General features: G+C 36.5%; 22 protein-coding genes. 15 read left to right on the top strand and 7 right to left on the bottom strand.

All coding sequences use genetic code 11. From position 1 onward, the window contains the following. Positions 1-134 precede the first annotated feature (134 nt). The 4 genes from ACZZZW_RS04375 to ACZZZW_RS04360 all read left to right on the top strand — a co-directional run bounded on the left by ACZZZW_RS04375 (position 135) and on the right by ACZZZW_RS04360 (position 4,326). Positions 135-1,415: a glycosyltransferase family 4 protein gene (locus tag ACZZZW_RS04375; protein ID WP_463492388.1), complete on the top strand. Its 1,281-nt coding sequence runs from the start codon at positions 135-137 to the stop codon at positions 1,413-1,415. 107 nt (positions 1,416-1,522) lie between these two features. Beyond that, positions 1,523-2,668 (top strand): PDDEXK nuclease domain-containing protein, encoded by a 1,146-nt coding sequence (locus ACZZZW_RS04370; protein WP_463492387.1) that lies wholly within the window; start codon positions 1,523-1,525, stop codon positions 2,666-2,668. A 129-nt stretch (positions 2,669-2,797) separates the two neighbouring features. Beyond that, a complete protein-coding gene (locus ACZZZW_RS04365; RefSeq protein ID WP_463492386.1) occupies positions 2,798-3,544 on the top strand; it encodes a glycosyltransferase family 2 protein in 747 nt (248 codons plus the stop codon). 221 nt (positions 3,545-3,765) lie between these two features. Then, positions 3,766-4,326: a type 1 glutamine amidotransferase domain-containing protein gene (locus ACZZZW_RS04360; RefSeq protein WP_463492385.1), complete on the top strand. Its 561-nt coding sequence runs from the start codon at positions 3,766-3,768 to the stop codon at positions 4,324-4,326. A 99-nt stretch (positions 4,327-4,425) separates the two neighbouring features. Here the strand turns inward: ACZZZW_RS04360 and ACZZZW_RS04355 are convergent, their stop codons facing one another. The 5 genes from ACZZZW_RS04355 to typA all read right to left on the bottom strand — a co-directional run bounded on the left by ACZZZW_RS04355 (position 4,426) and on the right by typA (position 11,003). Then, a complete protein-coding gene (locus ACZZZW_RS04355; RefSeq protein WP_055908699.1) occupies positions 4,426-5,469 on the bottom strand; it encodes a hypothetical protein in 1,044 nt (347 codons plus the stop codon). 96 nt (positions 5,470-5,565) lie between these two features. Then, complete coding sequence (locus ACZZZW_RS04350) at positions 5,566-6,756, bottom strand: serine hydrolase domain-containing protein (RefSeq protein WP_463492384.1); 1,191 nt, start codon at positions 6,754-6,756, stop codon at positions 5,566-5,568. A gap of 41 nt (positions 6,757-6,797) precedes the next feature. Then, positions 6,798-7,712, bottom strand: coding sequence for a lysophospholipid acyltransferase family protein (locus tag ACZZZW_RS04345; protein WP_463492383.1), 915 nt, complete (start codon positions 7,710-7,712; stop codon positions 6,798-6,800). A 91-nt stretch (positions 7,713-7,803) separates the two neighbouring features. After that, positions 7,804-8,730 carry a lysophospholipid acyltransferase family protein gene (locus tag ACZZZW_RS04340; protein WP_463492382.1) on the bottom strand — a complete coding sequence of 309 codons (927 nt, stop codon included), beginning with the start codon at positions 8,728-8,730 and terminating at the stop codon, positions 7,804-7,806. A gap of 467 nt (positions 8,731-9,197) precedes the next feature. After that, entirely contained in the window at positions 9,198-11,003 is a 1,806-nt protein-coding gene (gene typA / locus ACZZZW_RS04335; protein ID WP_463492381.1) for a translational GTPase TypA, read from the bottom strand. A gap of 219 nt (positions 11,004-11,222) precedes the next feature. On the opposite strand from typA, the gene ACZZZW_RS04330 reads away from it, so the two are divergent. After that, positions 11,223-11,582: a DUF4180 domain-containing protein gene (locus ACZZZW_RS04330; RefSeq protein ID WP_463492380.1), complete on the top strand. Its 360-nt coding sequence runs from the start codon at positions 11,223-11,225 to the stop codon at positions 11,580-11,582. Here ACZZZW_RS04330 and ACZZZW_RS04325 read toward each other — a convergent pair. Continuing rightward, complete coding sequence (locus ACZZZW_RS04325; protein WP_463492379.1) at positions 11,579-12,034, bottom strand: VOC family protein; 456 nt, start codon at positions 12,032-12,034, stop codon at positions 11,579-11,581. The genes ACZZZW_RS04330 and ACZZZW_RS04325 overlap by 4 nt on opposite strands. A gap of 144 nt (positions 12,035-12,178) precedes the next feature. On the opposite strand from ACZZZW_RS04325, the gene ACZZZW_RS04320 reads away from it, so the two are divergent. From ACZZZW_RS04320 to ACZZZW_RS04305, 4 genes are all read left to right on the top strand, one after another. After that, a complete protein-coding gene (locus tag ACZZZW_RS04320) occupies positions 12,179-12,595 on the top strand; it encodes a hypothetical protein (protein WP_463492378.1) in 417 nt (138 codons plus the stop codon). Positions 12,596-12,654: 59 nt separating this feature from the next. Next, on the top strand, positions 12,655-13,350 hold the full coding sequence (locus ACZZZW_RS04315; protein ID WP_463492377.1) for a TIGR02117 family protein: 696 nt from the start codon (positions 12,655-12,657) through the stop codon (positions 13,348-13,350). 114 nt (positions 13,351-13,464) lie between these two features. Next, on the top strand, positions 13,465-14,901 hold the full coding sequence (locus ACZZZW_RS04310) for an MBOAT family O-acyltransferase (protein ID WP_463492376.1): 1,437 nt from the start codon (positions 13,465-13,467) through the stop codon (positions 14,899-14,901). Between the two features lie 5 nt (positions 14,902-14,906). Next, positions 14,907-15,815, top strand: coding sequence for a hypothetical protein (locus tag ACZZZW_RS04305; protein ID WP_463492375.1), 909 nt, complete (start codon positions 14,907-14,909; stop codon positions 15,813-15,815). Between the two features lie 7 nt (positions 15,816-15,822). Here the strand turns inward: ACZZZW_RS04305 and ACZZZW_RS04300 are convergent, their stop codons facing one another. Beyond that, complete coding sequence (locus tag ACZZZW_RS04300; protein WP_463492374.1) at positions 15,823-16,635, bottom strand: alpha/beta hydrolase; 813 nt, start codon at positions 16,633-16,635, stop codon at positions 15,823-15,825. A 181-nt stretch (positions 16,636-16,816) separates the two neighbouring features. On the opposite strand from ACZZZW_RS04300, the gene ACZZZW_RS04295 reads away from it, so the two are divergent. The 6 genes from ACZZZW_RS04295 to ACZZZW_RS04270 all read left to right on the top strand — a co-directional run bounded on the left by ACZZZW_RS04295 (position 16,817) and on the right by ACZZZW_RS04270 (position 23,283). Then, entirely contained in the window at positions 16,817-17,524 is a 708-nt protein-coding gene (locus ACZZZW_RS04295) for an esterase family protein (RefSeq protein ID WP_463492373.1), read from the top strand. Between the two features lie 100 nt (positions 17,525-17,624). Continuing rightward, positions 17,625-18,680 carry an ATP-grasp domain-containing protein gene (locus ACZZZW_RS04290; RefSeq protein ID WP_463492372.1) on the top strand — a complete coding sequence of 352 codons (1,056 nt, stop codon included), beginning with the start codon at positions 17,625-17,627 and terminating at the stop codon, positions 18,678-18,680. A gap of 29 nt (positions 18,681-18,709) precedes the next feature. Further along, positions 18,710-19,810, top strand: coding sequence for a carboxylate-amine ligase (locus tag ACZZZW_RS04285; protein ID WP_055908745.1), 1,101 nt, complete (start codon positions 18,710-18,712; stop codon positions 19,808-19,810). A gap of 7 nt (positions 19,811-19,817) precedes the next feature. Further along, positions 19,818-20,645 carry a type 1 glutamine amidotransferase gene (locus tag ACZZZW_RS04280; protein WP_463492371.1) on the top strand — a complete coding sequence of 276 codons (828 nt, stop codon included), beginning with the start codon at positions 19,818-19,820 and terminating at the stop codon, positions 20,643-20,645. A gap of 141 nt (positions 20,646-20,786) precedes the next feature. Next, on the top strand, positions 20,787-21,974 hold the full coding sequence (locus tag ACZZZW_RS04275; protein ID WP_463492370.1) for a hypothetical protein: 1,188 nt from the start codon (positions 20,787-20,789) through the stop codon (positions 21,972-21,974). A 1,150-nt stretch (positions 21,975-23,124) separates the two neighbouring features. Beyond that, positions 23,125-23,283 (top strand): FeoB-associated Cys-rich membrane protein, encoded by a 159-nt coding sequence (locus ACZZZW_RS04270; RefSeq protein WP_082458743.1) that lies wholly within the window; start codon positions 23,125-23,127, stop codon positions 23,281-23,283. Positions 23,284-23,285 lie beyond the last annotated feature (2 nt).

The following is a 23,285-nucleotide window of genomic DNA, read 5'->3' as shown; positions in this document are numbered from 1 at the left end:
GTTTAAAATAATCATTAAATTCAGACATGATTATTTTAAACATTAAAGGCTCCATACTACAATTAAAAGCATTAAAAAATATTAGGATGAAATTACGCAACAGATTTTATATTCGTAAACAATAAAATGTATTTTTGATTGATTTGAAAGTTGTACACCTAAATACCTATGATGGAAATGGCGGAGCAGGGCGTGCCTGTTTGCGCTTAAGTGACGCCCTAAAGGCCAATGGGATCGATTCAAAAGTATTGGTTTACTACAAATTTGGCCAAAACCCAAAAATAGATACTTTTAGCAATTCACCTTTCCAAAAAGCAAAAGCCATTTATAACATTTTATCCGAAAGGTATTACGCCAAATGGCTAAGTAAATCGGTAAAAACACCGTTTAGTTTACAGTGGTTTGGCCGTTCGGTAATTAACCATCCCGATGTTAAAAATGCCGATATTATTCATTTACATTGGGTAAACCACGGTTTTCTTAACCCAAAATTTTTGGCGCAGCTTGATGAACTGGAAAAACCAATTGTATGGACATTTCATGATAGTAATGCCTTTACAGGTGGATGCCACGTGCGTTATGGTTGCGAAAACTTTCATCAACAATGTGGCAATTGCCCGATTTTGAAAATTAGCGGCAAAGATGATATTTCGCACAAAACCTGGCTACGCAAGCAAAAAGCTTATACCGCTTTAAACTTTCACATTGTTGCACCAAGCAAATGGATGGCTGCTTCAATAAAATTTAGCAGTTTACTGGGCACCAGAAAAGCCACCGTAATTCCAAATACCATTGAAACAAAAATTTTTAAACCCTACGTTAAATCAGAAGCTAAAAAAATCCTTAAGATTAATCCGGACAAATTTGTGCTGATGAGCGGGTTTATGCCCTCAAAAAATGATAAACACAAAGGAACGCCTTATTTAATTGAAGCGTTAGAAATTTTATCCCGAAGGGCTGGAATACAGAAAGAAAATATCGAAATCGTGATCTTCGGCAATAAAGAAAATGCCGAAATGCCAGAATTTCCTTTTAAAACCACTTTTTTAGGCACCATTAATAAAGATGACCATTTAGCCAAATGTTACTCTGCTGCAGATGCTTTTATTACCCCTTCATTAGAAGATAACCTGCCGAATACTGTGATGGAAAGTTTATCATGTGCTACACCTGTTGTTGCTTTTACCACAGGTGGTATTCCGGATATGGTTAAACACATGCAAAACGGTTACCTGGCCGAATATCAGAATGCAGAGGACCTGGCAAATGGAATTGAATGGCTTTACCACCGCCCGAATAAAGAAGAAATACAAAAAGCAGCAAGGCTAAGCATTTTAACTGATTTCTCCGAAGAAGTAATTGCGGCAGAACATATTCATTTGTACGAAACATTGATTGATTTACAGCCGAAATAGAGTTAATCTTTTAAGAAATTTATATTTTGGTTTGCGAAATCTCATTTTCGTTTTAACAAACATAAATTCTGTCAACTTTATTAATTTATATCCTCTGAAACTGTTAAATGGAAAGCATCACTAATTATTCTGAAAGTATTAAAGCATTAAAATCAGCAATTTTATCAAGTCGGTATAAAGCTGCTACTTTAGTAAATAAGGAACTTTTACTATTATACTTTACCGTTGGTAAATTCATTTCAGAAAAGATAAAGAAAGAGAAATGGGGTGCAAAAGTTATTGATAACCTTTCTACCGATTTACAGGCTGAACTACCAGGCCTACGTGGATTTTCGGCAACAGGGATTAAAAGAATGAGATTCTTTTTCGAATCATGGCAAGAATATTTTCTTATTGAGCCATTGGTAAAAGGCTTAACTTCAAATATTGACATTGAGGAACTTGTATTTAGTCCAACAGTGTTGACCAAATTACAAAACACTGATCATGAGCTATTTAAAATTAGGCCAACACTGTTGGCCCAAATTGAAAATCATTTCTTTAAGCTTAGTTTTTCACATCACATTGAGCTAGTTCAAAGTACTGAAACCTTGGATGAAAAGATATACTACATCCAAAAAACAGCAACCGAATTTTGGAGTTTAGCTACGCTAAAACACCAGCTCAAAAATAAATCATTTAGCAATTTTGGCAGTTTACCTAACAACTTTTCAAAAACAATTTACAATGATGATATAAGACAGAAAGCATTACAAGCTTTTAAAGATGAATATTTACTGGACTTCATCAATATTGAAGATGCTGACGAAAATGATGAACGCGTTTTAGAAAGTGAAATCGTACATAATGTTAAAAAGTTTTTAATGTCTTTAGGTTCTGATTTTGCTTTTATCAGTAACCAGTACAGATTGATTGTTGAAGAAGAAGAATATTTTTTAGATCTATTATTTTTTAACCGCCGTTTACAATGCTTGGTTGTTTTTGAATTGAAAACCGGGAAATTCAAGCCTGAATATTTAGGTAAAATGAATTTTTATTTATCCGCATTGGATGAATACATTAAACAGCCACATGAACAACCCTCAATAGGCATAATACTTTGCAAAGAAAAGAAAAATAAGATTGTAGAATTTTCATTTCGCGATTTTAATAAAGCCATGGGTGTTTCTACCTACAAAACCAGCAATGAATTACCACAAGCCTATAAAGGGCTATTACCGGATGTTGAAACTTTGAAAAAACTAATGGATTAGACTAAATCGCATTTGGTACCCCCATTACGCTTAAGAAAAACGAATTGTTTACATAACTTCATTTTTACATCTGGAAAGAAAAATTGAGTAATCTTTATTAAATTTACTCCAATCCAAAAAAGCCATCCCTTGCCAAAGCTAACAGTCATCACTATTGTATACAATAACGTTCGCGATATCGAACGTACCCTCCAATCTGTTCTTAACCAAACATATAAAAAAATTGAATATATTGTAATCGACGGAGCATCAACAGATGGCACTTTACAGGTTGTTCAGCGTTATAAGGATCAGCTTACTAAAATTGTATCGGAGCCCGATAAGGGTATTTATGATGCCATGAACAAGGGGCTGGCATTAGCTACAGGCGATTATGTTTTATTTATGAACTCAGGAGATGAGATTTATGATAACCATACCGTAGAAGATGTTTTTGCATCGGCTCCAGGCGCCGACATTTATTATGGAGAGACTGAAATGTACAACGACAACTGGGAAAACCTGGGCCGAAGAAGGCATGAAGCACCAGAAAAATTCGATTGGACCAGTTTTAAATATGGCATGAATATAAGCCATCAGGCGATTTATATCAGAAGAAGCATTATTACGCCTTATGATTTAACTTATAAATACAGCTCAGATATTGATTGGATTATAAAAGCAGCAAAAAAAGCATCTAATATTGTAAATGTTCACCGCTATGTAGCCAAATACCTTGTAGGCGGCATGAGCAAGAAAAAACACCGAGAGAGTTTAAAAGAACGGTTTAAAATATTCACCAAATATTATGGCCTAATTCCTAATATTTTTAACCACATCGTTATTGCTAGTAATCTGGCCTTATATTTTGTTAAGCACCGTAGAACAAATGACTAATATTTGTCTGTCATTCTAAACTTACTTCAGAATCTGTCAGGCTTGAAAATATGCAGAACTGATCCCTAAACTAGGATTACTATTATCTCTAAAAAAAGATGCTGAAACAAGTTCAGTACAACGATCCGGCTAGGCATATCTTCCCCCTAATCTCAAATTTATAAAAACAATAATTTTCCTCAACTGTCTTTAATACATCACCTATTAAAAATTTAAAGATTATGGGACAATTAAGTAACCGCACTATTGCTGTACTTTCAGAAAGCGGATTTGAAGAAGTAGAATTAACCGAACCAGTTAAAAGGTTAAAAGAAGAAGGAGCTACCGTTCACATTATCTCCTCAAAAAGTGGAAAAATTAAAGCTTGGGATCAAGATCACTGGTCGATCGAAGTAGATGTAGATAAAACTATTTCTGAAGCAAATGCAGAGGATTATCATGGTTTGCTTTTACCTGGCGGCGTAATTAACCCGGATCAGTTACGTGTTAATGAAGATGCAATTGCTTTTGTAAAAACATTTTTTGCTGATGGAAAACCTGTAGCAGCAATTTGCCACGGACCACAGACATTAATTAATGCTGATGTAGTTCAAGGTAGAAAAATGACATCCGTGAAAAATATTTCACAGGATTTAATCAATGCCGGAGCCATTTGGTCTGATGAAGAAGTTGTGGTAGACCAAGGTTTTGTAACCAGCCGCACACCAAAAGATTTACCTGCTTTTAACGATAAAATTGTAGAGGAATTTGCCGAAGGTGTTCATGAAGGGCAACACGCCTAAAAACTTTGGACGCTCTTTCTAGATTCACTCAAAAACGGTTGGCAAATTGCCAGCCGTTTTTATTTTTATTCTGTGTTCCAGAAGATGTTACCTAAACACTTATAACTTAACTTGCCTGATGATATTTTTAATGTTCAATTCAATAATATCAGTCATGGTTTTACAACGCAGGTAGTTTGTATCCTTAAAATAATCACTCATACTTTGTTTTAGCAAAGCGATGTTCTCAGGGGTGGTTAATTCTTCTTTATTCGAAACATCTCTTAAATCGGTTAACCGGTGCCTTTCACTCCGTACTCGGTGCACAATCGATGATCTTTCTTCCTGTTGATATTGCAGCACTGTTTTTTCAGTTAACTGTTCCATGCTCATTTTTACATAAGGCAGGTTCTCCTTAAAAAACTGGGGCAGATATACCTTTAAATTTCCCTCATAAAATTGCTGGTCAAAATCAATTGCACGGATCCTGAATTGAATATCATCAAAATCAGGCGTAATCTGTACCACAAAATTATAGGCCCGCATGTCGCCCAAAAGCATAATTAAACAACGCTCGTTAAACTTTACAAACTCTTTTGCAATACGCGTCGGGTTAAATTCAGGAGTATACAGCTGGCCTTTGGTAAAAACATCACCCGGAATTCCTGCAATGTGTTCCTCAACCAAAGTATTGCCATCAACAAGATAATTTACTTGGTTTGGCGAAAGAATTTCTTCCATTTCCAGGCCATAAATACGCGAGGCATCGGCTTTCTTGATATAAAAATAATCGTAAACATCATTTAAACGGTTTACAATGCGGATACGGAAAGGATGGGTATTTCCGAAGGTACAATATTCAATTTTATCAATGTACTTGTGCTCTACAATTCTCAGGTTTCCTGAAGCTTTTAGGTTGGCGTAAATTTCTTTCAAACCATCATGTAAGGTTTCAATTAAGTCTTGCGCATAGATAGGGCCTTCCCAAAGTGAATCTTTACCAAACTTATCCATTAAAGGGAAAGCCTCGTTAAACTGCATTAAATCATTGTAACCAATGGGTAGTTTTGCTTCACGCTGGTAAGTGCGCAAATATTTTTGCAAAGCAGGTGTAACCGGAAAAATCGGCTTCTTTTTTGAAATTTTTACATCATTGTTTTCCATGTAGAGGCAATTTACCATTTTAAAAATTTAACCGCAAAGGCCGCTAAGTTTTACGCGAAGAAGTAAAAGAAAAAAACAGTAGTGCGCGCTTTGCGGTTAAAACTTGGGATAACTAAATGGCAAACCGCTTAAATACCTGCTGATTTTACGGTAAGGATAATTGCCGGCACCGTGATCTGCAAACTGTACAATAATTGTATTTGTTTTAGGATCTATATATAACCTTTGCCCAAGCATCCCCTCTGCCGCGTAATCACCATTTTCTCCTTCCTGCGGAATCCACCAGAGATAATGATGTGCAGACTTTTGCCAACCTTTGGCAGAGGCAGGTATTTCTTTACCGATATTGATTGATTGATTAACCCAACGCTCCGGTAAAACCTGTTTTCCATTGTATCTGCCTTTATTTAGAAATAATCGCCCAATTTTTGCAAAATCAATGCCCGTAACCTGAAAACGGCTTGCGGTATTTGTTAAACCATCAACCTGATCTAAACCCCAGGTAGCATTATATTCTGCACCAATTTTCTGCCAAACATTCGCCTCAAAGTATTGCGCTACCGATTTCCCAGTTGCATTTTTTAAAACCCAGCCTAACAAAATCGGGTCAATGCTCTTGTATTTCCAAACTGTGCCGGGTTTATTTGCCAGCTTAACTTTCATCAGCTGTGCCTTCATATCATCCGTATAATAATACTTGGCCTCATCCGAAAAAAATGCTTTCACAATTCCACCCAAGGCATCCTGAAATTCCAGTCCGGATTTCATCTCCAGAAGATTTTTTAACGTAACCTGCTCAAAAGCAGGATTTGATTTCAATTCGGGAATGTATCTGGTTACTTTATCATTTAAATTTTTAATTGAACCAGCTTCTAAAGCTTGACCAATCATGATGGAAATTATACTTTTAGCTCCAGAAAATATACTTGTTAGCGTGCTATCGCTATATCCATTATGATACCTTTCGTATAGCACACTATCGTTCCTGATCACCATAAAAAGATTGATTTCTCCGTTTTCTATATATTCTTTTAATGGAATAGATTGATTGTCACCATCCAAAACATGGAGTGTATCTAAATCATCACGTTGCTTACCAGTTCTGATAAAATGAAAAATGGAGTCACTTTTACGCGAAACTTCCTGAGGAAAGATTTTATACGTTTCTGCATTTGGAGTTCTATACTTTATAACATTTAATAAATAAGGCTTCCAAAGGAATAGTACGAACAGCGAGAAGAAAAAAGTATAAATTAAGATTAAAAGCGTTTTTTTTAAGATCTTCATTAGATAGGCGTTGTACAGGCAAATATAAAATATTTAGGTATTTATGCCTGCTTAGCCAATTCATTTGTTGCAAAAGAATTGGCATTTTTAGGTTGATATTTCCACCTTTTATGGCTCCACAACCAATATTCAGGCCTGGCTTTGATCATTTCTTCCAAAAAACGGGTATGCATTTCTGTAATTTCAAATTCAGCAGTTTTGGCCGGATTTAAACAGAGCGGTATACAATCTACACTATAAAAGCCCCGTTTAAGTATATTGATTTTAAAATAAAATATTGGCTGATTGATTCTTTTAGCAATTTTTTCTATACCCAATTGAACAGAACTCGGCTGATTCATAAAAGTTGTCCAATAATGTGATTCATCTTTTGAAGGTGCCTGATCGTTCCCAAAACTAAATATGCTCGGCTTATCTTTGCTCGCCTGTAAAGCCCTCATGGTTTGGCGCATGGCAATTAATTTATTTCCGAATTTACTGCGCACTTTTTTAAACCAGTTATCAAAAGTAGGATTTGTTAATGGCTTATAAATTGGATAATGATCTGCATTAAAATTAAGTCCAATACCCAAAGTACCCCATTCCCAGTTGCCATAATGTGCAGCACAGATCAATACGCTTTGACCCCGATCCAAGTATTTTTGAACTTGCTCCTTGTTGTGAAATATAAAACGCTTTTCTATTTCCTCTGTCGAAATACTTTTCATCTTAATTACTTCGAAAACCAAAGAAGCCAGATAGCGGTAAAAACGTTTTTCTATAGTGATAATTTCTTTTAATGACTTATTAGGAAGGGCCTTTAATAAATTTGTTCTCACTACTTTGCGGCGATAGCCGAAAACAAAATACAGCAGTAAGTAAGCGCCATCAGCCAACACGTATAATACAGATAATGGAAGCAAAGATAATACGCCTAAAAAAAATATCCCCAGATGGGAAATCCCCTTTTTAATCATACCAGAATAAGTTGAAATGCTAATTTAAAAAGCAAGTCAAAAAATTATGCCATGAAAATGTTAGTTTTCCAGATAAGACAAAAAGATGAATTTACGCAATTGCATCCATCATATTTTCATCCCTTTGGATGATTGCAGAAATTTTTGGTTCAGGTTTGTACTTCCACCTGCGGTGGCTCCACAACCAATAAGCAGGCGCTTCTTTTATCATATCCTCTAAGAAATGTGTATGCATTTCGGTGATTTCGAATTCGGCAGTTTCGGAAGGATTTAAGCAGATCGGCACACAATCTACCTCATAATAACCTCTTTTTAAATGGTTTATCTTTAAATAAAAAACCGGACGATTGGTTTTCCTGGCGATTTTCTCTACCCCTAACTGAATAGATGATTCTTGATTTAAAAAAGTTGTCCAATAATTCGATTCCTCTTTTCCCGGGGCCTGGTCGCTACCAAAAGTGAACATGGTTGGTTTATTTTTACTGGATTGAATAGCCCGTAAAGTTTGACGCATGGATACCATATGGTTACCAAATTTACTCCTCATGGTCAAAAACCAATTATCAAAAACATCACTGCTCAGTGGCTTATAAATTGGGTAGTGTTCGCCCGAGAAGTTTAAGCCTATGGCCATACAAACCCACTCATAATTTCCATAATGGGAAGAGCAAAAAAGTACACTCTCGTTGTTTTTAAGATAAGCCTCTACCAGATCCTTATTTTTAAACCTTACTCTTTTATTCAGCTCATTTTTAGAAATACTTTTCATTTTGATCACTTCGATAAAAAGAGACGACAAAAATTTATAAAATCGCTTTTCTATAGCATAAATCTCAGCGGTATTTTTTTCGGGGAATGCATTATTGAGATTTTCTTTGACTACTTTTCTTCTATAACCAAAAACATAAAACATCAATACATAAAAAGCATCTGCCAGTAGGTATAAAATAAATAATGGCAATAGCGAGAGCATATTTAATAAAAATATACCCGCTTTGGATAACCCTTTATTAATCATGATGTGGGAAAATTAGTTTGCTTTTATAAATGCAAAATTACAGTCGCGGTTAAAATCAATTGCCATCAAACTGTTAGTTTTTTATTCCCACAAGTTTTATGAAAAAACCATGACAAAAAACGACTGTCTTGATTAAAAATTGCTTATTAACAGGCACTTACCTACTGTTATTGCTTAGCTTAATAGCATCCAAACCTATTTAACGGCCCATATTTTATAAACCTTCTTGTTATCATATTCGCTGATTTATCAAATAAGATTTAACAAAAGAAGAACTAAAATTAAAAAATCGACAGTAATTGATTTCCTATATATTTATGCTGGTAGCTCAGAAATATTTAACCCCTATAATTAACAACCTCATCGCTGCTTTACTACAAATTATCAATGCCAAACCATTAAACGTAAAAAAGCCCCGATTTACATCGAGGCTTTAATTAGCTATATTTTAAGTCTCCTTTAAGAGATTAAGCAAATTGCTTTCCTTTAACTTTACGTTCTTGCTCAGTTAAATAGATTTTACGTAAACGCATGCTAGCAGGTGTAACCTCGATATACTCATCAGCCTGGATGTATTCCATAGCCTCTTCTAAAGAGAATTTAATTGCTGGTGCAATGCGGGTGTTATCATCAGTACCAGAAGCACGCATGTTGGTTAATGCTTTACCTTTTACCACGTTTACCACTAAATCGTTATCACGGATGTGCTCACCCATAATCTGACCTTCGTAAACATCAGTTCCCGGATCAACAAAGAAACGACCTCTATCCTGTAATTTATCAATTGAATAAGCAGTAGTTTGTCCTTTTTCCATTGAAACCAATACTCCGTTCAAACGACCAGGGATTGTGCCTTTCCAAGGCTCGTAAGCTTTAAAACGGTGTGCCATAATTGCCTCACCAGCAGTAGCAGTTAATACGTTGTTACGCAAACCGATAATACCACGAGAAGGGATTTCGAATTCTAAATGCTGTAAATCGCCTTTTGGCTCCATAATTAACAACTCACCTTTACGCTGAGTTACCAATTCGATTACTTTACCAGAAACTTCACCCGGAACATCAACAATTAGTGTTTCAATTGGCTCATGTTTTTTACCATCAATTTCTTTAACGATAACCTGTGGCTGACCAACCTGAATTTCGTAACCTTCACGACGCATGGTTTCGATTAGTACTGATAAGTGGAGAATACCACGACCGTAAACCAACCATGAATCTGGAGATGCTGTTTCAACAACTTTTAAAGCTAAGTTTTTCTCAGTTTCTTTGATCAAACGTTCTTTAATACGTTGAGAAGTTACCAATTTACCTTCTTTACCGAAAAATGGAGAGTTGTTAATGGTAAACAACATATTCATTGTAGGCTCATCGATGCTGATTACAGGTAGTTGTTCTGGTGCTTCAAAATCAGCGATAGTATCACCAATATCAAATCCATCAATACCTACAACTGCACAAATATCACCTGAACTTACTTCTGTGGTACGGATTTTTCCTAAACCTTCGAATGTATATAGTTCTTTTACTCTTGTTTTTACAATTTTACCATCGCGTTTAATTAAAGTAACCGGTTGGTTTTCTTTAATTGTACCACGGTGAACACGTCCAATTGCAATACGACCTACGAAAGATGAATAATCCAATGAGGTGATTTGCATCTGTAAAGTACCGTCGTTAATTGGTGCTGGTGGAATGTTAGCCACAACTGCATCCAATAAAGCAAAAATATCAGTAGTTGGTTTTTGCCAGTCAGTACTCATCCATCCTTGTTTAGATGAACCGTAAATTACAGGGAAGTCTAATTGCTCTTCTGTAGCTTCAAGATTAAAAAACAATTCGAAAATCTGCTCATAAACCTCTTCTGGGCGACAGTTTTCTTTATCCACTTTGTTTACCACCACAATCGGTTTTAAACCAAGGGCTAAAGCTTTTTGCGTTACGAAACGCGTTTGAGGCATTGCACCTTCAAAAGCATCGCAAAGTAAAAGTACACCATCTGCCATTTTCAAAACACGCTCTACCTCACCGCCGAAATCCGCGTGACCAGGAGTGTCAATAATATTAATTTTTACGTCTTTGTATTGAACCGAAACGTTTTTAGATACAATCGTGATACCACGTTCGCGTTCTAAATCGTTGTTATCCAATATCAAATCTCCTGTTTGTTCGTTGTCACGAAAAATAGAACAAGAATGTAAAATCTTATCAACCAAAGTAGTTTTGCCGTGGTCAACGTGTGCTATAATAGCTATATTTCTAATCTTTTGCATAAAATGCGCCTCAAATTTGGCGCAAAGATAGTGTTTTGAAATGGATTTTCTACTATATCTCTCACTATTTAATATGATGATAATGTTGTAATTATCTCATTTTTAAATGGAACGAAAAGCAATACTTTTTTTATTTCCCGAATGATCTTTTGCAAAAACTTCTTCAAAATATTAAACTTAATTTAGCATAGCGAAACACCTATCCATATTCGAAAACAAATGAAAATTATACCCCATACCGTAAAAGATATTCAAATTGCCGAAGTAACTTCAGAAGAATTAATTATTAAGCACGCAGAAGATGGATTAGACTTATTGGGCAACCTATATTACCAGGGATTTGACAAAATAATTATCCATCAACAAAACATTATAGCTGCTTTTTTTGATCTTAAAAACGGAATGGCAGGAGAAATTCTTCAGAAGTTTTCAAATTATCGGGTACGCCTAACCATTATTGGCGATTTTAGCGCATACCAGAGCAAAAGCATTAAAGATTTTATTTACGAAAGCAATAAAGGTAACCACATTAACTTTCTAAGTTCAACCGCCGAGGCTTTATCGAAACTTGCTGGTTAATCATTTGCTAATGCCAACCAATCCTGGTACGAAATTACGCCCAAACCAGGCCTTGCCGCCCCTTCTAAAATGGCAATAAACTCCAATGCATGCCCGTCAGGATCATTAAAATAAATAGCCAAAGCGGGCATCCAGGCAAAAACCATCGGTTCGTGATTGCCATTGTTGAGAAAATTGTAGGGCTTTAGGTTTTTAGATTCCAAAAAAACGACAGATTTGTTTAGCACATCATCCACATCGCAGCTAAAAGCAAAATGCCTGATATCAATCTCATTCTTTGGCTTTTCCCAAATCCCCAGCATAGCCTCTTTCGGCTTGCCGATCCAGAAAAAAGCAATTTTGCGTTCCTCTTCATAATGGCATTGCGTTAAACCCAAAACATTGCTGTAAAAATTTATCGATCTTGCCAAATCTTCAACATAAATATGCGTTTCAAATAGTCCTTTTATCATATTATGAAGGTAGATATAAGTTGTAGCCACAAAAAATCATGTTTTTCGATATGCTTATCAACAAAATTGATAGCACTACAATAATTTTATTTCTAGCTTTATTAAATAAGCCAGTTGTTTATAGAAAGTTTTAATTTATGCCTGATGAAAGTTTTTAAAACCCTAGCATTTATAATTATTGCCAGTTTTATTTTAATGGTTTCTCCTGCTTACGTTTTCGCACAGAAAGCATTTGAATATGAATACTATGTAGGTAAAACCAAAGATATGACCATTAAGCTTTCCTTGGCAGATGGTTATATTGCAGCCAGCGAAATTAGAACCGTTGGTTTTAAAAGCAAAAAAACTTCCCGGTTTTTAACCGAAACAGGTTATGAACAGGCTGACCTGAAAATGAAGTTTTACCACTACTCCGCTTCACAAAAAGAATTTCCTGATTATTTTATCGTTGATAACATTAGAGATGCCTACGAGCAGTTACCGAAAGAAATGCACGGCAAATATTATTTTAAAAACGAGGTAATTGCCTTTACCTTAAAAATTATAGCAGGCCATCGTTAGGGTATCAATCAACATTGTGTATATTAATGGCATAGATTGAGAAGTTTATATTAAAAAGCATGACTAAAAAGATTCTCCGCTATACCCGAAATTCACTTTTTATACTGATAGGTTTTATCCTGTTTTACTTTCTCTGCGCCTTTTGTTTCTCCCGGATAACCATCAATAAAAACCCGGCAAACAAAAAGGAAATTGCCATTTATATAATGACGAATGGTGTACATACAGATATCATCGTTCCGGCAGTTACCCAAGAAATTAACTGGACAAAAGAAATCAGTTATAAGAATACGCTGGAAGCCGATAGCACGTACCAATACCTGGCTATGGGTTGGGGAGATAAAAAATTCTACCTCGAAACACCCGAGTTTTCGGATCTAAAACTCAGTAATGGCCTTAGGGCTATTTCTGGCTTAAGCACTTCTGCAATGCACACTACCTATTACCAAAATGTACAGATAGATGTGAACTGTAGAAAAATCCTAATCAGCAAAGCGCAATACAAACAGCTCATTAAATACATCTTAGCGAGTTTTAAAAAAAATGACGCCGGGCATTTAATCAATGTCAAATCGAACATCCATTACGATATCGGTGATGCTTTTTATGAAGCAAAAGGAAGTTATAGCATTTTTAGAACCTGTAATACCTGGGCAAATGCAGCATTAAAATCATGCGGACAAAAAAGTTGCCTGTGGACCATTTTTGACACCGGTATTTTTCTGAAATACAATGATAAAGAGTACGTAAAATAGTTATACAGCATACTTTACACCTTTAAACAATTAGCCGTACAACTTTTAATAAGGTATTAACCAGATAGCTTAAAGCATTAATTTTATTCCTAAACGAAGTATAATTTTAACGCTATGCTGTTTAACTCCTTTAGCTTTGCGGTTTTTTTACCAATTATTTTTGTGCTGTACTGGGCACTAGGAAAAGAACGCTTAAAAGCCCAGAACCTATTATTGTTGGCTGCAAGCTATTTCTTTTATGCCTGCTGGGATTGGCGTTTCCTATTTCTGCTCATCTTCTCTACCCTATTGGATTATTTTACAGGTTTAAAGATGGCCGAAAGTAAAAATAGCAAGTCTAAAAAATTTTGGTTCTGGTTAAGCATCTCGATTAACCTGGGTTTTTTGGGTGTGTTTAAGTATTATAATTTCTTTGCAGATTCTTTTGCCGAAGCCATTGCCAATTTTGGCCTTCAGGTAAACCCATGGACGCTAAAAGTGATTTTGCCAGTCGGGATTTCTTTTTATACATTTCATGGTTTATCTTACGTTATCGACATTTACAAAAACCGGATAACCGCAGAGAAAAACTTTGTTGATTATTCATTATTTGTGAGTTTTTTCCCTTTACTGGTAGCCGGGCCAATTGAACGGGCAACACATTTGCTTCCTCAAATAAAAAAAGAACGATCGTTTGATTACAGTAAAGCAATTGACGGTTTACGACAGATTTTATGGGGATTATTTAAAAAAATTGTGATTGCAGATCAATGTGCCAATTATGCCAATTTAATTTTCAACCATTCTGCAGATTATTCAGGAAGTACATTATTGCTTGGTGCCATCTTTTTTGCCTTTCAGATTTATGGTGATTTTTCCGGTTATTCTGATATCGCCCTCGGTACAGCAAGGTTATTTGGGATAGAACTGCTGAGGAATTTTGCTTACCCTTATTTTTCCAGAGATATTGCCGAATTTTGGCGCAGGTGGCACATCTCACTATCTACATGGTTTAGAGATTATTTATATATCCCCCTGGGAGGAAGCAAAGGCGGCACCTGGATAAAAATACGGAACACTTTTATCATCTTTTTGGTAAGTGGTTTCTGGCATGGTGCAAACTGGACATTCATGATCTGGGGACTGCTGAACGCACTTTACATTATGCCTTCGATTATTTTTAATACCAACCGATCAAACCTTGATACTGTTGCGCAAGGGCGGACTTTTCCAAGCTTAAAAGAATTTATTTCGATGATATTAACATTTGCGTTAACTGTTTTTGCCTGGATATTTTTCAGGGCAAATTCTGTTCAACATGCATTTAATATCCTATCATCAATTGGTTCCGAATCATTTTTCAGCCTTCCAGAAATACTGCCTGTTAAATTATTCCTTTTAATGGCCTTATTTATCCTGATAGAATGGAAGGGCAGGATGGAACAATACGCCATATCAAAATTTGCTTTATCGTGGCCAAAACCGATAAGATGGGGCATTTATTATGGCCTTGTATTGGCGATTTTCTTTTTTGCAGGTGCAGAACAGCAATTTATTTACTTTCAATTTTAATGGTGATGAAAAAATTCATTCAGTACATAAGCGTTTTTATCCTTCCGATAATTTTAATGGGTTTTATTTTTGAACTACTGATCAGAAGAATTCCAAACGATTATGAATACAAAAAAAATTACCTCGATCACCATGCGGAGGAAGTAAACACCTTATTTCTGGGCAGTTCTCATGTTTATTATGGCATTGATCCAAAATATATCAAATCGAGTTTTAACGCAAGTTATATTTCACAGTCATTCGATTACGACCTCGAAATATTAAGAAAATATGAGCATAAATGGAAAAACTTGAAATATATTGTTATTCCGGTGGATTATTTTTCATTTTACGGCCGTTTAGAGAACAGTCCGGAGGCCTGGCGGGCAAAAAATTACCGCATTTATTACGATATCAACACCGATCATAAGATTTTCAACGGTACAGAAATGCTAAGCAACAAACTCGGTGTTAATCTATCTCATCTTTACAGTTATTACCTCAAAGGTGAAAATGATATCAGTTGCAGTAATTTAGGCTGGGGATGGAGCTATAAGGCAGTAAAACATAAAAATCTTATTAAAAGCGGAACAGCAGCAGCAGCAAGGCATACAGCGAAAAATAACCTTCAATATGCCGCCAACCTACATTTATTGGATGAAATAATTGCATTTGGTGAGCAAAAACACATCAAAATTTTATTATTTACAAGTCCGGCGTATAAATCTTATGTAACACATTTGAGTAAACAGCAACTAAATGCCACACTTTCTACCATCAAAAAATTAAATAGCGCGCATCAAACCATCAAATACTATAACCTATTGCAAGATAGTACGTTCCAGGCACAAGATTTTTACGATGGTGATCACCTGAATGAAATCGGCGCAAAAAAGCTGAGTTTAAAAATGAATGTTCTTTTGGGGAAAATCTAAATTATTTTTAAACCTCAAAGGCCCAATCTAAAAAAGCAGGCATTACGCTTTCCCAGGTAGGAACATCGTGTTTACCTCCCACTTTTTCATAATAAAAAACATTTTCAGGTCTTTTATAACCTTTATTTAAAAGTATTTTAACAATATCGATAGTATCATCGATCGAATCGATAATCATGTTTTTATTTCTGTCTGCCTTTTCATCCTCAGTACCTGTCATTAACCAGAATTTCATATCAGGTTTGGTAGATGAACTTTCTAGCTTGGCATGCATAATCCGATCGGCATCCGTATAACCTTCGGCAAGGTCTTTTTTCCTCCACCAAAATGCACCCGAAAAAACACCAACGGCATCAAAAGCAGCATGATTGTTCAACGCTATATCAAAAGCCGATAAACCACCTAAAGAAAATCCCGCAAAACCCGTTTTACCGGTAATTGGCATGGCAATTTTCTTTTTAACAAAAGGTAAAAGTTCTTTAATTACGAAATCGCTATATAAACCGGCTTTGGCGCCACGGCCTTTAAAATCAGGCATACCTGCCACACCATACTCCATTATACGATCTTCGGATGCCTTAATGGCTACAACAATTAATCTGTGGTTTCTTTTACCATGGTGGGCATCTTCTAAAATTCGCCTGAAATCCATTTTGGCCACATCCTGTCCATCATTCAATAAAAGGAGCTCTATTTTCTCATTCCCTAAAATACCTTCAGGTGTGTAAATATCTATTTCTACCTCGTGCTTTAAATAAGCAGATGGAATTTTAAAATTGCTTTTATTAACCTTTACTGATAAAATTGTTGTGTACATCATATTCAAAATCCCCTATCACATGGCTATCGCCTCAGAATTCGGGGCAAAGGTACAAATCTTGCTAAACTATTAATTATCATAGGTTAATTTTTACAATACAGTTTTATTTGCTTCAATTTTAGCACTCAAACTGTTCGTTTTACAAATTTTAATTTATACCTTAAATCATTCAATTGTTATTATGGTTAAAGAAGAACATAAGAAATGGTACAGCCCGAATTTAAGTGGCGAAATCGACATGCTCATCTTTGGTCACGGTGGTATCCCTATCCTACTGTTCCCGACAAGCATGGGTCGATATTTTGAAAATAAGGATTTCAAACTGATAGATTCTGTTGAGGGATTTATCAATGAAGGAAAGATTAAAATCTATTGCCCTGATGGCGTTGATAAACTGAGCTGGTACAACAAAAGTATTCATCCCGCAGATCGGGTAAAAAATCACATCTGGTACGACAAGTATTTACTGGAGGAAGTTGCACCATTGGCTCGGCAAGAAACCGGGCATAGCAAAATTATTACCGCTGGCTGTAGTTTTGGTGGTTACCATGCAGCAAACTTTGCGTTTCGCCACCCATGGCTGGTGAGCCACATGTTTAGCATGAGTGGTGCCTTTGATATATCCGGTCAGTTAGATGGTTTTTACAACGATGACGTTTATTTTAACAATCCGGTTGATTACCTTTTAAACAACAGCAATCCGGAGCTGCACTACATGAAAATTGTTTTGGGCACAACTGATCGCGACATGTGTAAACCCGATAACGAACGTTTATCAGAAATCCTTAATAAAAAAGGAATTGACCACTGGCTGGATATCCGCCAAAATGCCGATCACGACTGGCCAATCTGGAGAGAGATGTTTCCAAATTATATCGCACAGCTATAGGAGAGTATTGGGCCGTGAATTTGAAGTTTTGAGTTGATGACTATAATAATCAAACAATTAACCGATTAACCAGTTAAAGAATTAAACTTAATACTTACCAATGAAGAAAATAGGGATTTTATTCGGACAGGAGCGTTCTTTTCCTGAAGCCGTAATCGAAAGGATTAACCAAAAAGCAGAAAAAGGCATTACCGCCGAAGCTGTTAAAATCGACAAAATATTCCAGAACGCACCATTGGGTTATTCGGTAATTATCGACCGCATTTCACAAGATGTGCCTTTTTACCGTGCATCTTTAAAAAATGCGGCAATTACTGGTACCGCAGTGATCAATAATCCATTTTGGTGGAGTGCAGATGAGAAATTTTTCAATAATGCACTTGCAGAGCAAATTGGCGTACCCGTACCCAAAACAGCTTTAATTCCATCAAGAGAACATCCTACAGGAACCACTGGTGAAAGTTTTTCTAATTTAACCATGCCCTTAGATTGGGATGCCATTTTTGAATACACCGGTTTTCCGGCTTATATGAAACCTTATGATGGCGGTGGCTGGAGAGATGTTTATAAATTGCATGATAAGGAAGACTTTTTCGACAAACATAGCGGCACGCAACAACTCGTGATGCTTTTGCAGGAAGAAATTATTTTCGAAGAATATTTCAGGTGTTATTGCATTGGTGGCAAACACGTTCGTATTATGCAGTACGATCCGCGTAATCCACACCATTTGCGTTATGCCACCGAAGGCAAATCGCCGGATCCGAAACTGCTTAAAACCGTTGAGGAATATACCTTGAAACTATGCAGATATTTAGGTTACGACTTTAATACCGTAGAATTTGCAGTTCGGGATGGTGTGCCAATCGCAATTGATTTTTGTAACCCTGCCCCCGATGCTGATATTAAAAGTGTTGGACAAGAAAATTTCGACTGGGTAGTAGAAACTACTGCTAGTTATGCCATAGAAAGGGCTAAAGCCCAAAAAGACGGTCAGGATAATTTAACTTGGGGCGAATACATTAAATCTTCAGTAGGCGGCACACCCTTAATAGCTAAAACAGCACCAAAAGTAGCTAAAACCGCGGTTCCAAAAAAAGCCGCAGCAACCGAAAAAACACCAGCAAAACCTAAAAAAGCTGCAGCAAAAAAATAATTGGGATTTATATTTTAATCAAAATTAGGATGAACGAGTTTACGCTGGGCATAGAAGAAGAGTATATGGTGATTGATCCCGTTACCAGAGAGCTTACTTCTCACGACCAAAAAATTGTAGAGGCCGCACAAAAAATACATAAAGACCAGGTTAAAGCAGAAATGCACCAGGCCGTTGTGGAAGTGGGTACCGGAATCTGCAAAAATACAACCGAGGCACGTAAAGAAATTTCGCAGCTGCGTTATACGGTATCGCAGCTTGCCGGCGAGCAGGGTTTAAGAATTGGTGCATCTGGTACTCACCCATTTTCGCATTGGGAGAAGCAATTGATAACAGAACATCCGCGCTACAATGAAATTGTGAACGAGCTGCAGGAAGCTGCCCGTTCTAACCTAATTTTTGGTTTGCATGTACATGTAGGATTTCAATCGCGCGAGTTGGCCATTCATATCGCCAACCAGGTAAGGTATTTTTTACCCCATGTTTTTGCCTTATCAACCAATTCTCCATTTTGGGAATCGCGGAACACAGGTTACAAATCGTTTAGAACTAAAATTTTTGATAAATTTCCACGTACAGGTATTCCCGATATTTTCAACAGCATAGAAGACTACGATAATTATGTAAAACTGCTCATCAAAACCAATTGCATGGATAATGCAAAAAAAATCTGGTGGGATATCCGCGTACATCCATTTTTTGATACTGTTGAATTCCGCATTTGCGATTGCCCGATGTTAATTGATGAAACAATGGCTTTTACAGCCTTATTTCAGGCACTTTGCGCCAAATTATATAAACTGCGCTTACAGAACATGGAATTTATCAGTTACTCCAGAGCATTGATAAACGAAAATAAATGGCGTGCTGCCCGCTACGGGATTGATGGAAACCTAATCGATTTTGGTAAGGAAATGGAAGTAAACTGCCGCAACCTTGTGCTGGAATTATTGGATTTTGTGGATGATGTGGTAGATGATTTAGGTTGCAGGGAAGACATTAATTATGTGCACAAAATTTTAGAGCATGGTACAGGGGCCGACAGACAGTTGGCGGTTTACCAACAAACTGGTAACTTTGAGGCGGTGGTAGATTACATTACTACTCAAACACTTATAGGCGCAAAGTAATTTTATAATGGATAAAAGTGGCTTAAAGGTAGCCGTTATCGACTTGAATAACGGTGCACCTAATCAGGGTATGCGGGGGATTCAGGAAATTTTATCCCGTTTCAAAAATGAAAATAATGTCAACCTAAGTTTCGATATTTTCGATTTAAGGCAAAAAGGCGAAATACCCAACATCGGGTATGATGCTTACATTTCTAGCGGTGGCCCTGGCAGTCCAATTGAAAGCAAAGGTGAAAAATGGGAAAATGATTTTTTTGATCTTTTAGATCAGATTGAAGCATATAATCAGCATCATGAAGAAAGAAAAAAATACGCTTTCCTGATCTGTCATTCCTTTCAACTGGCCTGTAGAAAATATGGATTAGGCAATGTAACTGAAAGGCGTTCTAACGCTTTTGGAATTTTCCCGATTACTTTAACTGAGGATGGGGAAAAAGACGAAATTTTTAATGGCATAACTAATCCTTTCTTCTCTGTTGATAGTAGAGATTGGCAAGTGATTGAGCCAGATTTTGACGCTTTTGAGAAAAAGGGCGCAAAATTATTAGCCATTGAAAAAGAACGGAAACATGTTGATTTAGAACGTTGTATGATGTCGATCCGCTTTACTGACGAAATTATCGGCACACAGTTTCATCCCGAAGCTGATCCGGTAGGCATGAAAATGTATTTACTTCAAGAGGAAAAGAAGAAAGCAATTGTTGATATGCATGGCGAACAAAAATACCTTGATATGTTAAACAGTTTAGACGATCCGGCAAGAATTGTGCTTACTCAAAGTGTTATTTTACCTAATTTCTTGCAAAAAGCAATTGGCAATTTGCAAGTGGTATAAGTCATTGCATTAAGTCGTCATTTCGACTGGCGCGTAGCGGAATGGAGAAATCTATAAAAATGCTAAAATATTAAGCTCAAAGATTTCTCCACTACGGTCGAAATGACGATATTTCTTAAGTATTGACCTAATACCCACCTTATGATACCTGCTCAACGCCAAAAATATAATCAGCAATTTACAGAAGAGAAATACCAAACTTTTTTAACAGAATTGCAACATGGTTATGCCGAAATTCCGTTCAGGGTTGCAGAAACGCCTGTATTTTTTCCCAAAGTGCTAAAAGAAAAGTTAATTGCAGCAGGAGAAGAAATCATAAAATTGATTAAACAGACGGATTTTAAAACGCTTACTCAACAGGCTATTCCATCAAATTGGAACGTGCCTAATGAAAATGAACAACCACACTTTCTGACGTTTGATTTTGGCATTTGCAAAAATGATGAGGGAGAACTTACACCTATGCTCATTGAAATGCAGGGTTTTCCATCACTATATGGCTTTCAGCACCATTTGGCCAAAACCTTTCGCGCCAATTTTGAGATCGACGGCTCCTTGAACCATTTATTAAATGGTTTTAATGAAGAGCGATATATTAATCTGCTAAGAGAAGTTATCATCGGCAATCATCAACCAAACGAAGTTGCCCTAATGGATTTAGATGCTCCAAATCAAAAAACAGCTATCGATTTCTTTGTTACCCAAAAATTGTTGGGCATTAAGATTTTAGCACTGGAAGACATCAGAAAGATAGGAAAGCAATTATTTTATCAAGAAAACGGCCAACAGATTCAATTAAAAAGAATTTATAACCGCTTAATTTTTGATGAAGTTGCAAACAATACCGAAATATTTAATAATAGTTTTGATCCCCGCGAAGAACTGGATATAGAATGGGTAACACACCCTAATTGGTTCTACCGGATCAGCAAGTATACCATGCCATTTTTAAAAAGCGAATTTGTACCCGAAACACGTTTTTTAAATGAGCTGGATACAATCCCAAAAGATCTAGAAAACTATGTTTTAAAGCCATTGTTCTCCTTTGCCGGTATGGGGGTAATTATTGATGTAACTGAAACAGACATTATCAATATTAAAGATCCTGAAAACTGGATTTTGCAGAAAAAAGTAAATTACGAGCCGGCAGTACAGGCACCTGATGGTGGCGTAAAAGCTGAAATCAGGATGATGTATTTATGGCCCGATGATGGCGAACCCCAGCTTTGCATTAACTTGGCAAGGTTAAGCAAAGGCAAAATGATTGGCGTGCGCTACAATGCCGATTTCGATTGGGTTGGTGGTACGATAGGCTTTATGGAGGAATAACTTTACTTTAATCGTAAAGACAGCGAAAGGAAGACCCAAATATTATTTATTTAACCACCGAGCGCACAGAGAAGAGGCACAGAGAACATAACAATTATTAACACAATAATCATTCAGCCACGGAAACGCGGATGTCACGGAAACTATGCCAAGTATCTCCGGTGTAAAGATTCGCTTTTGCTGTGGTAAAAATACACTAACCTCATTTCGATTATTAATATTTCTTTAAAAGTCTACCACAGACATTTTTGGTTCATAGCCGTCACCCTGAATTTATTTCAGGGTTTATTTAGCAGTAAAGATGCTGAAATAAATTCAGCATGACGATGGCGGTAATTTCACGGGTTTAAAATTAGTCAGTATTAATAAATATTAATCAAAATGAGGGTACTAAAAAAAAAGGATAGTACACAGTGATACAATCCCTTCGTGTTTTCTGTGACTCCGTGGCAAAAACCTCACTAAAAACCCTCTCGGTGCCCTCTGTGTAAAACTCGGTCATCTCTGTGGTAAAATTTAATGATTTCGTATAATCTAAGAAGTCGAAGATTAACCACCGAGTCACGAAGAAAACGGCACAGAGAAACACAGAGAAATAATTTTTCCGTGCTTTCTGTGCATCCGCGGCAAAAACCTCACTAAAAACCCTCTCGGTGCCCTCTGTGTAAAACTCGGTTATCTCTGTGGTAAAATTTAATGATTTCGTATAATCTAAGAAGTCGAAGATTAACCACCGAGTCACGAAGAAAACGGCACAGAGAAACACAGAGAAATAATTTTTCCGTGCTTTCTGTGCATCCGCGGCAAAAACCTCACTAAAAACCCTCTCGGTGCCCTCCGTGTAAAACTCGGTTATCTCTGTGGTAAAATTTAATGATTTCCTATAATCTAAGAAGTCGAAGATTAACCACCGAGTCACGAAGAAAACGACACAGAGAAATAATTTTTCCGTGCTTTCTGTGCATCCGTAGCAAAAACCTCACTAAAAACCCTCTCGGTGCCCTCTGTGTAAAACTCGGTTATCTCTGTGGTAGAACTTAATGTTTCTCTGCGAAATGCTTTGTGCACTTTGCAGTTAATTATACATAGCACTCCAATATATTTACATTCATCTGAACACCAAAATACTAAAAGCCTTTATATTTGTATTATGGATATTCAAACGATTTTAGTCTTTCTACTTTTTGCGGTAGCATTGGTATATGTTGGCCGTTTGGTTTTTAAATCTTTACAGGTAAAAAAAGATGGTTGTGGTGGAAATTGCAAATGTGGTGTAGATTTTTCCGATATTAAGCCCGTAAAAAAATAACA

This window comes from Pedobacter sp. AC379, assembly GCF_979258145.1.
The sequence above is the reverse complement of the archived record's forward strand: the minus strand, read 5'-3'. Positions and strand labels throughout refer to the sequence as shown.

Excerpts from the sequence above, each read along its gene's own strand:
- ACZZZW_RS04370 (WP_463492387.1), top strand. The coding sequence starts at position 1,523 with ATGGAAAGCATCACTAATTATTCTGAAAGTATTAAAGCATTAAAATCA.
- ACZZZW_RS04360 (WP_463492385.1), top strand. The coding sequence starts at position 3,766 with ATGGGACAATTAAGTAACCGCACTATTGCTGTACTTTCAGAAAGCGGA.
- ACZZZW_RS04355 (WP_055908699.1), bottom strand. The coding sequence starts at position 5,469 with ATGGAAAACAATGATGTAAAAATTTCAAAAAAGAAGCCGATTTTTCCG.
- ACZZZW_RS04350 (WP_463492384.1), bottom strand. The coding sequence starts at position 6,756 with ATGAAGATCTTAAAAAAAACGCTTTTAATCTTAATTTATACTTTTTTC.
- ACZZZW_RS04345 (WP_463492383.1), bottom strand. The coding sequence starts at position 7,712 with ATGATTAAAAAGGGGATTTCCCATCTGGGGATATTTTTTTTAGGCGTA.
- ACZZZW_RS04340 (WP_463492382.1), bottom strand. The coding sequence starts at position 8,730 with ATGATTAATAAAGGGTTATCCAAAGCGGGTATATTTTTATTAAATATG.
- typA (WP_463492381.1), bottom strand. The coding sequence starts at position 11,003 with ATGCAAAAGATTAGAAATATAGCTATTATAGCACACGTTGACCACGGC.
- ACZZZW_RS04330 (WP_463492380.1), top strand. The coding sequence starts at position 11,223 with ATGAAAATTATACCCCATACCGTAAAAGATATTCAAATTGCCGAAGTA.
- ACZZZW_RS04325 (WP_463492379.1), bottom strand. The coding sequence starts at position 12,034 with ATGATAAAAGGACTATTTGAAACGCATATTTATGTTGAAGATTTGGCA.
- ACZZZW_RS04320 (WP_463492378.1), top strand. The coding sequence starts at position 12,179 with ATGAAAGTTTTTAAAACCCTAGCATTTATAATTATTGCCAGTTTTATT.
- ACZZZW_RS04315 (WP_463492377.1), top strand. The coding sequence starts at position 12,655 with ATGACTAAAAAGATTCTCCGCTATACCCGAAATTCACTTTTTATACTG.
- ACZZZW_RS04310 (WP_463492376.1), top strand. The coding sequence starts at position 13,465 with ATGCTGTTTAACTCCTTTAGCTTTGCGGTTTTTTTACCAATTATTTTT.
- ACZZZW_RS04305 (WP_463492375.1), top strand. The coding sequence starts at position 14,907 with ATGAAAAAATTCATTCAGTACATAAGCGTTTTTATCCTTCCGATAATT.
- ACZZZW_RS04300 (WP_463492374.1), bottom strand. The coding sequence starts at position 16,635 with ATGATGTACACAACAATTTTATCAGTAAAGGTTAATAAAAGCAATTTT.
- ACZZZW_RS04295 (WP_463492373.1), top strand. The coding sequence starts at position 16,817 with ATGGTTAAAGAAGAACATAAGAAATGGTACAGCCCGAATTTAAGTGGC.
- ACZZZW_RS04290 (WP_463492372.1), top strand. The coding sequence starts at position 17,625 with ATGAAGAAAATAGGGATTTTATTCGGACAGGAGCGTTCTTTTCCTGAA.
- ACZZZW_RS04285 (WP_055908745.1), top strand. The coding sequence starts at position 18,710 with ATGAACGAGTTTACGCTGGGCATAGAAGAAGAGTATATGGTGATTGAT.
- ACZZZW_RS04280 (WP_463492371.1), top strand. The coding sequence starts at position 19,818 with ATGGATAAAAGTGGCTTAAAGGTAGCCGTTATCGACTTGAATAACGGT.
- ACZZZW_RS04275 (WP_463492370.1), top strand. The coding sequence starts at position 20,787 with ATGATACCTGCTCAACGCCAAAAATATAATCAGCAATTTACAGAAGAG.
- ACZZZW_RS04270 (WP_082458743.1), top strand. The coding sequence starts at position 23,125 with ATGGATATTCAAACGATTTTAGTCTTTCTACTTTTTGCGGTAGCATTG.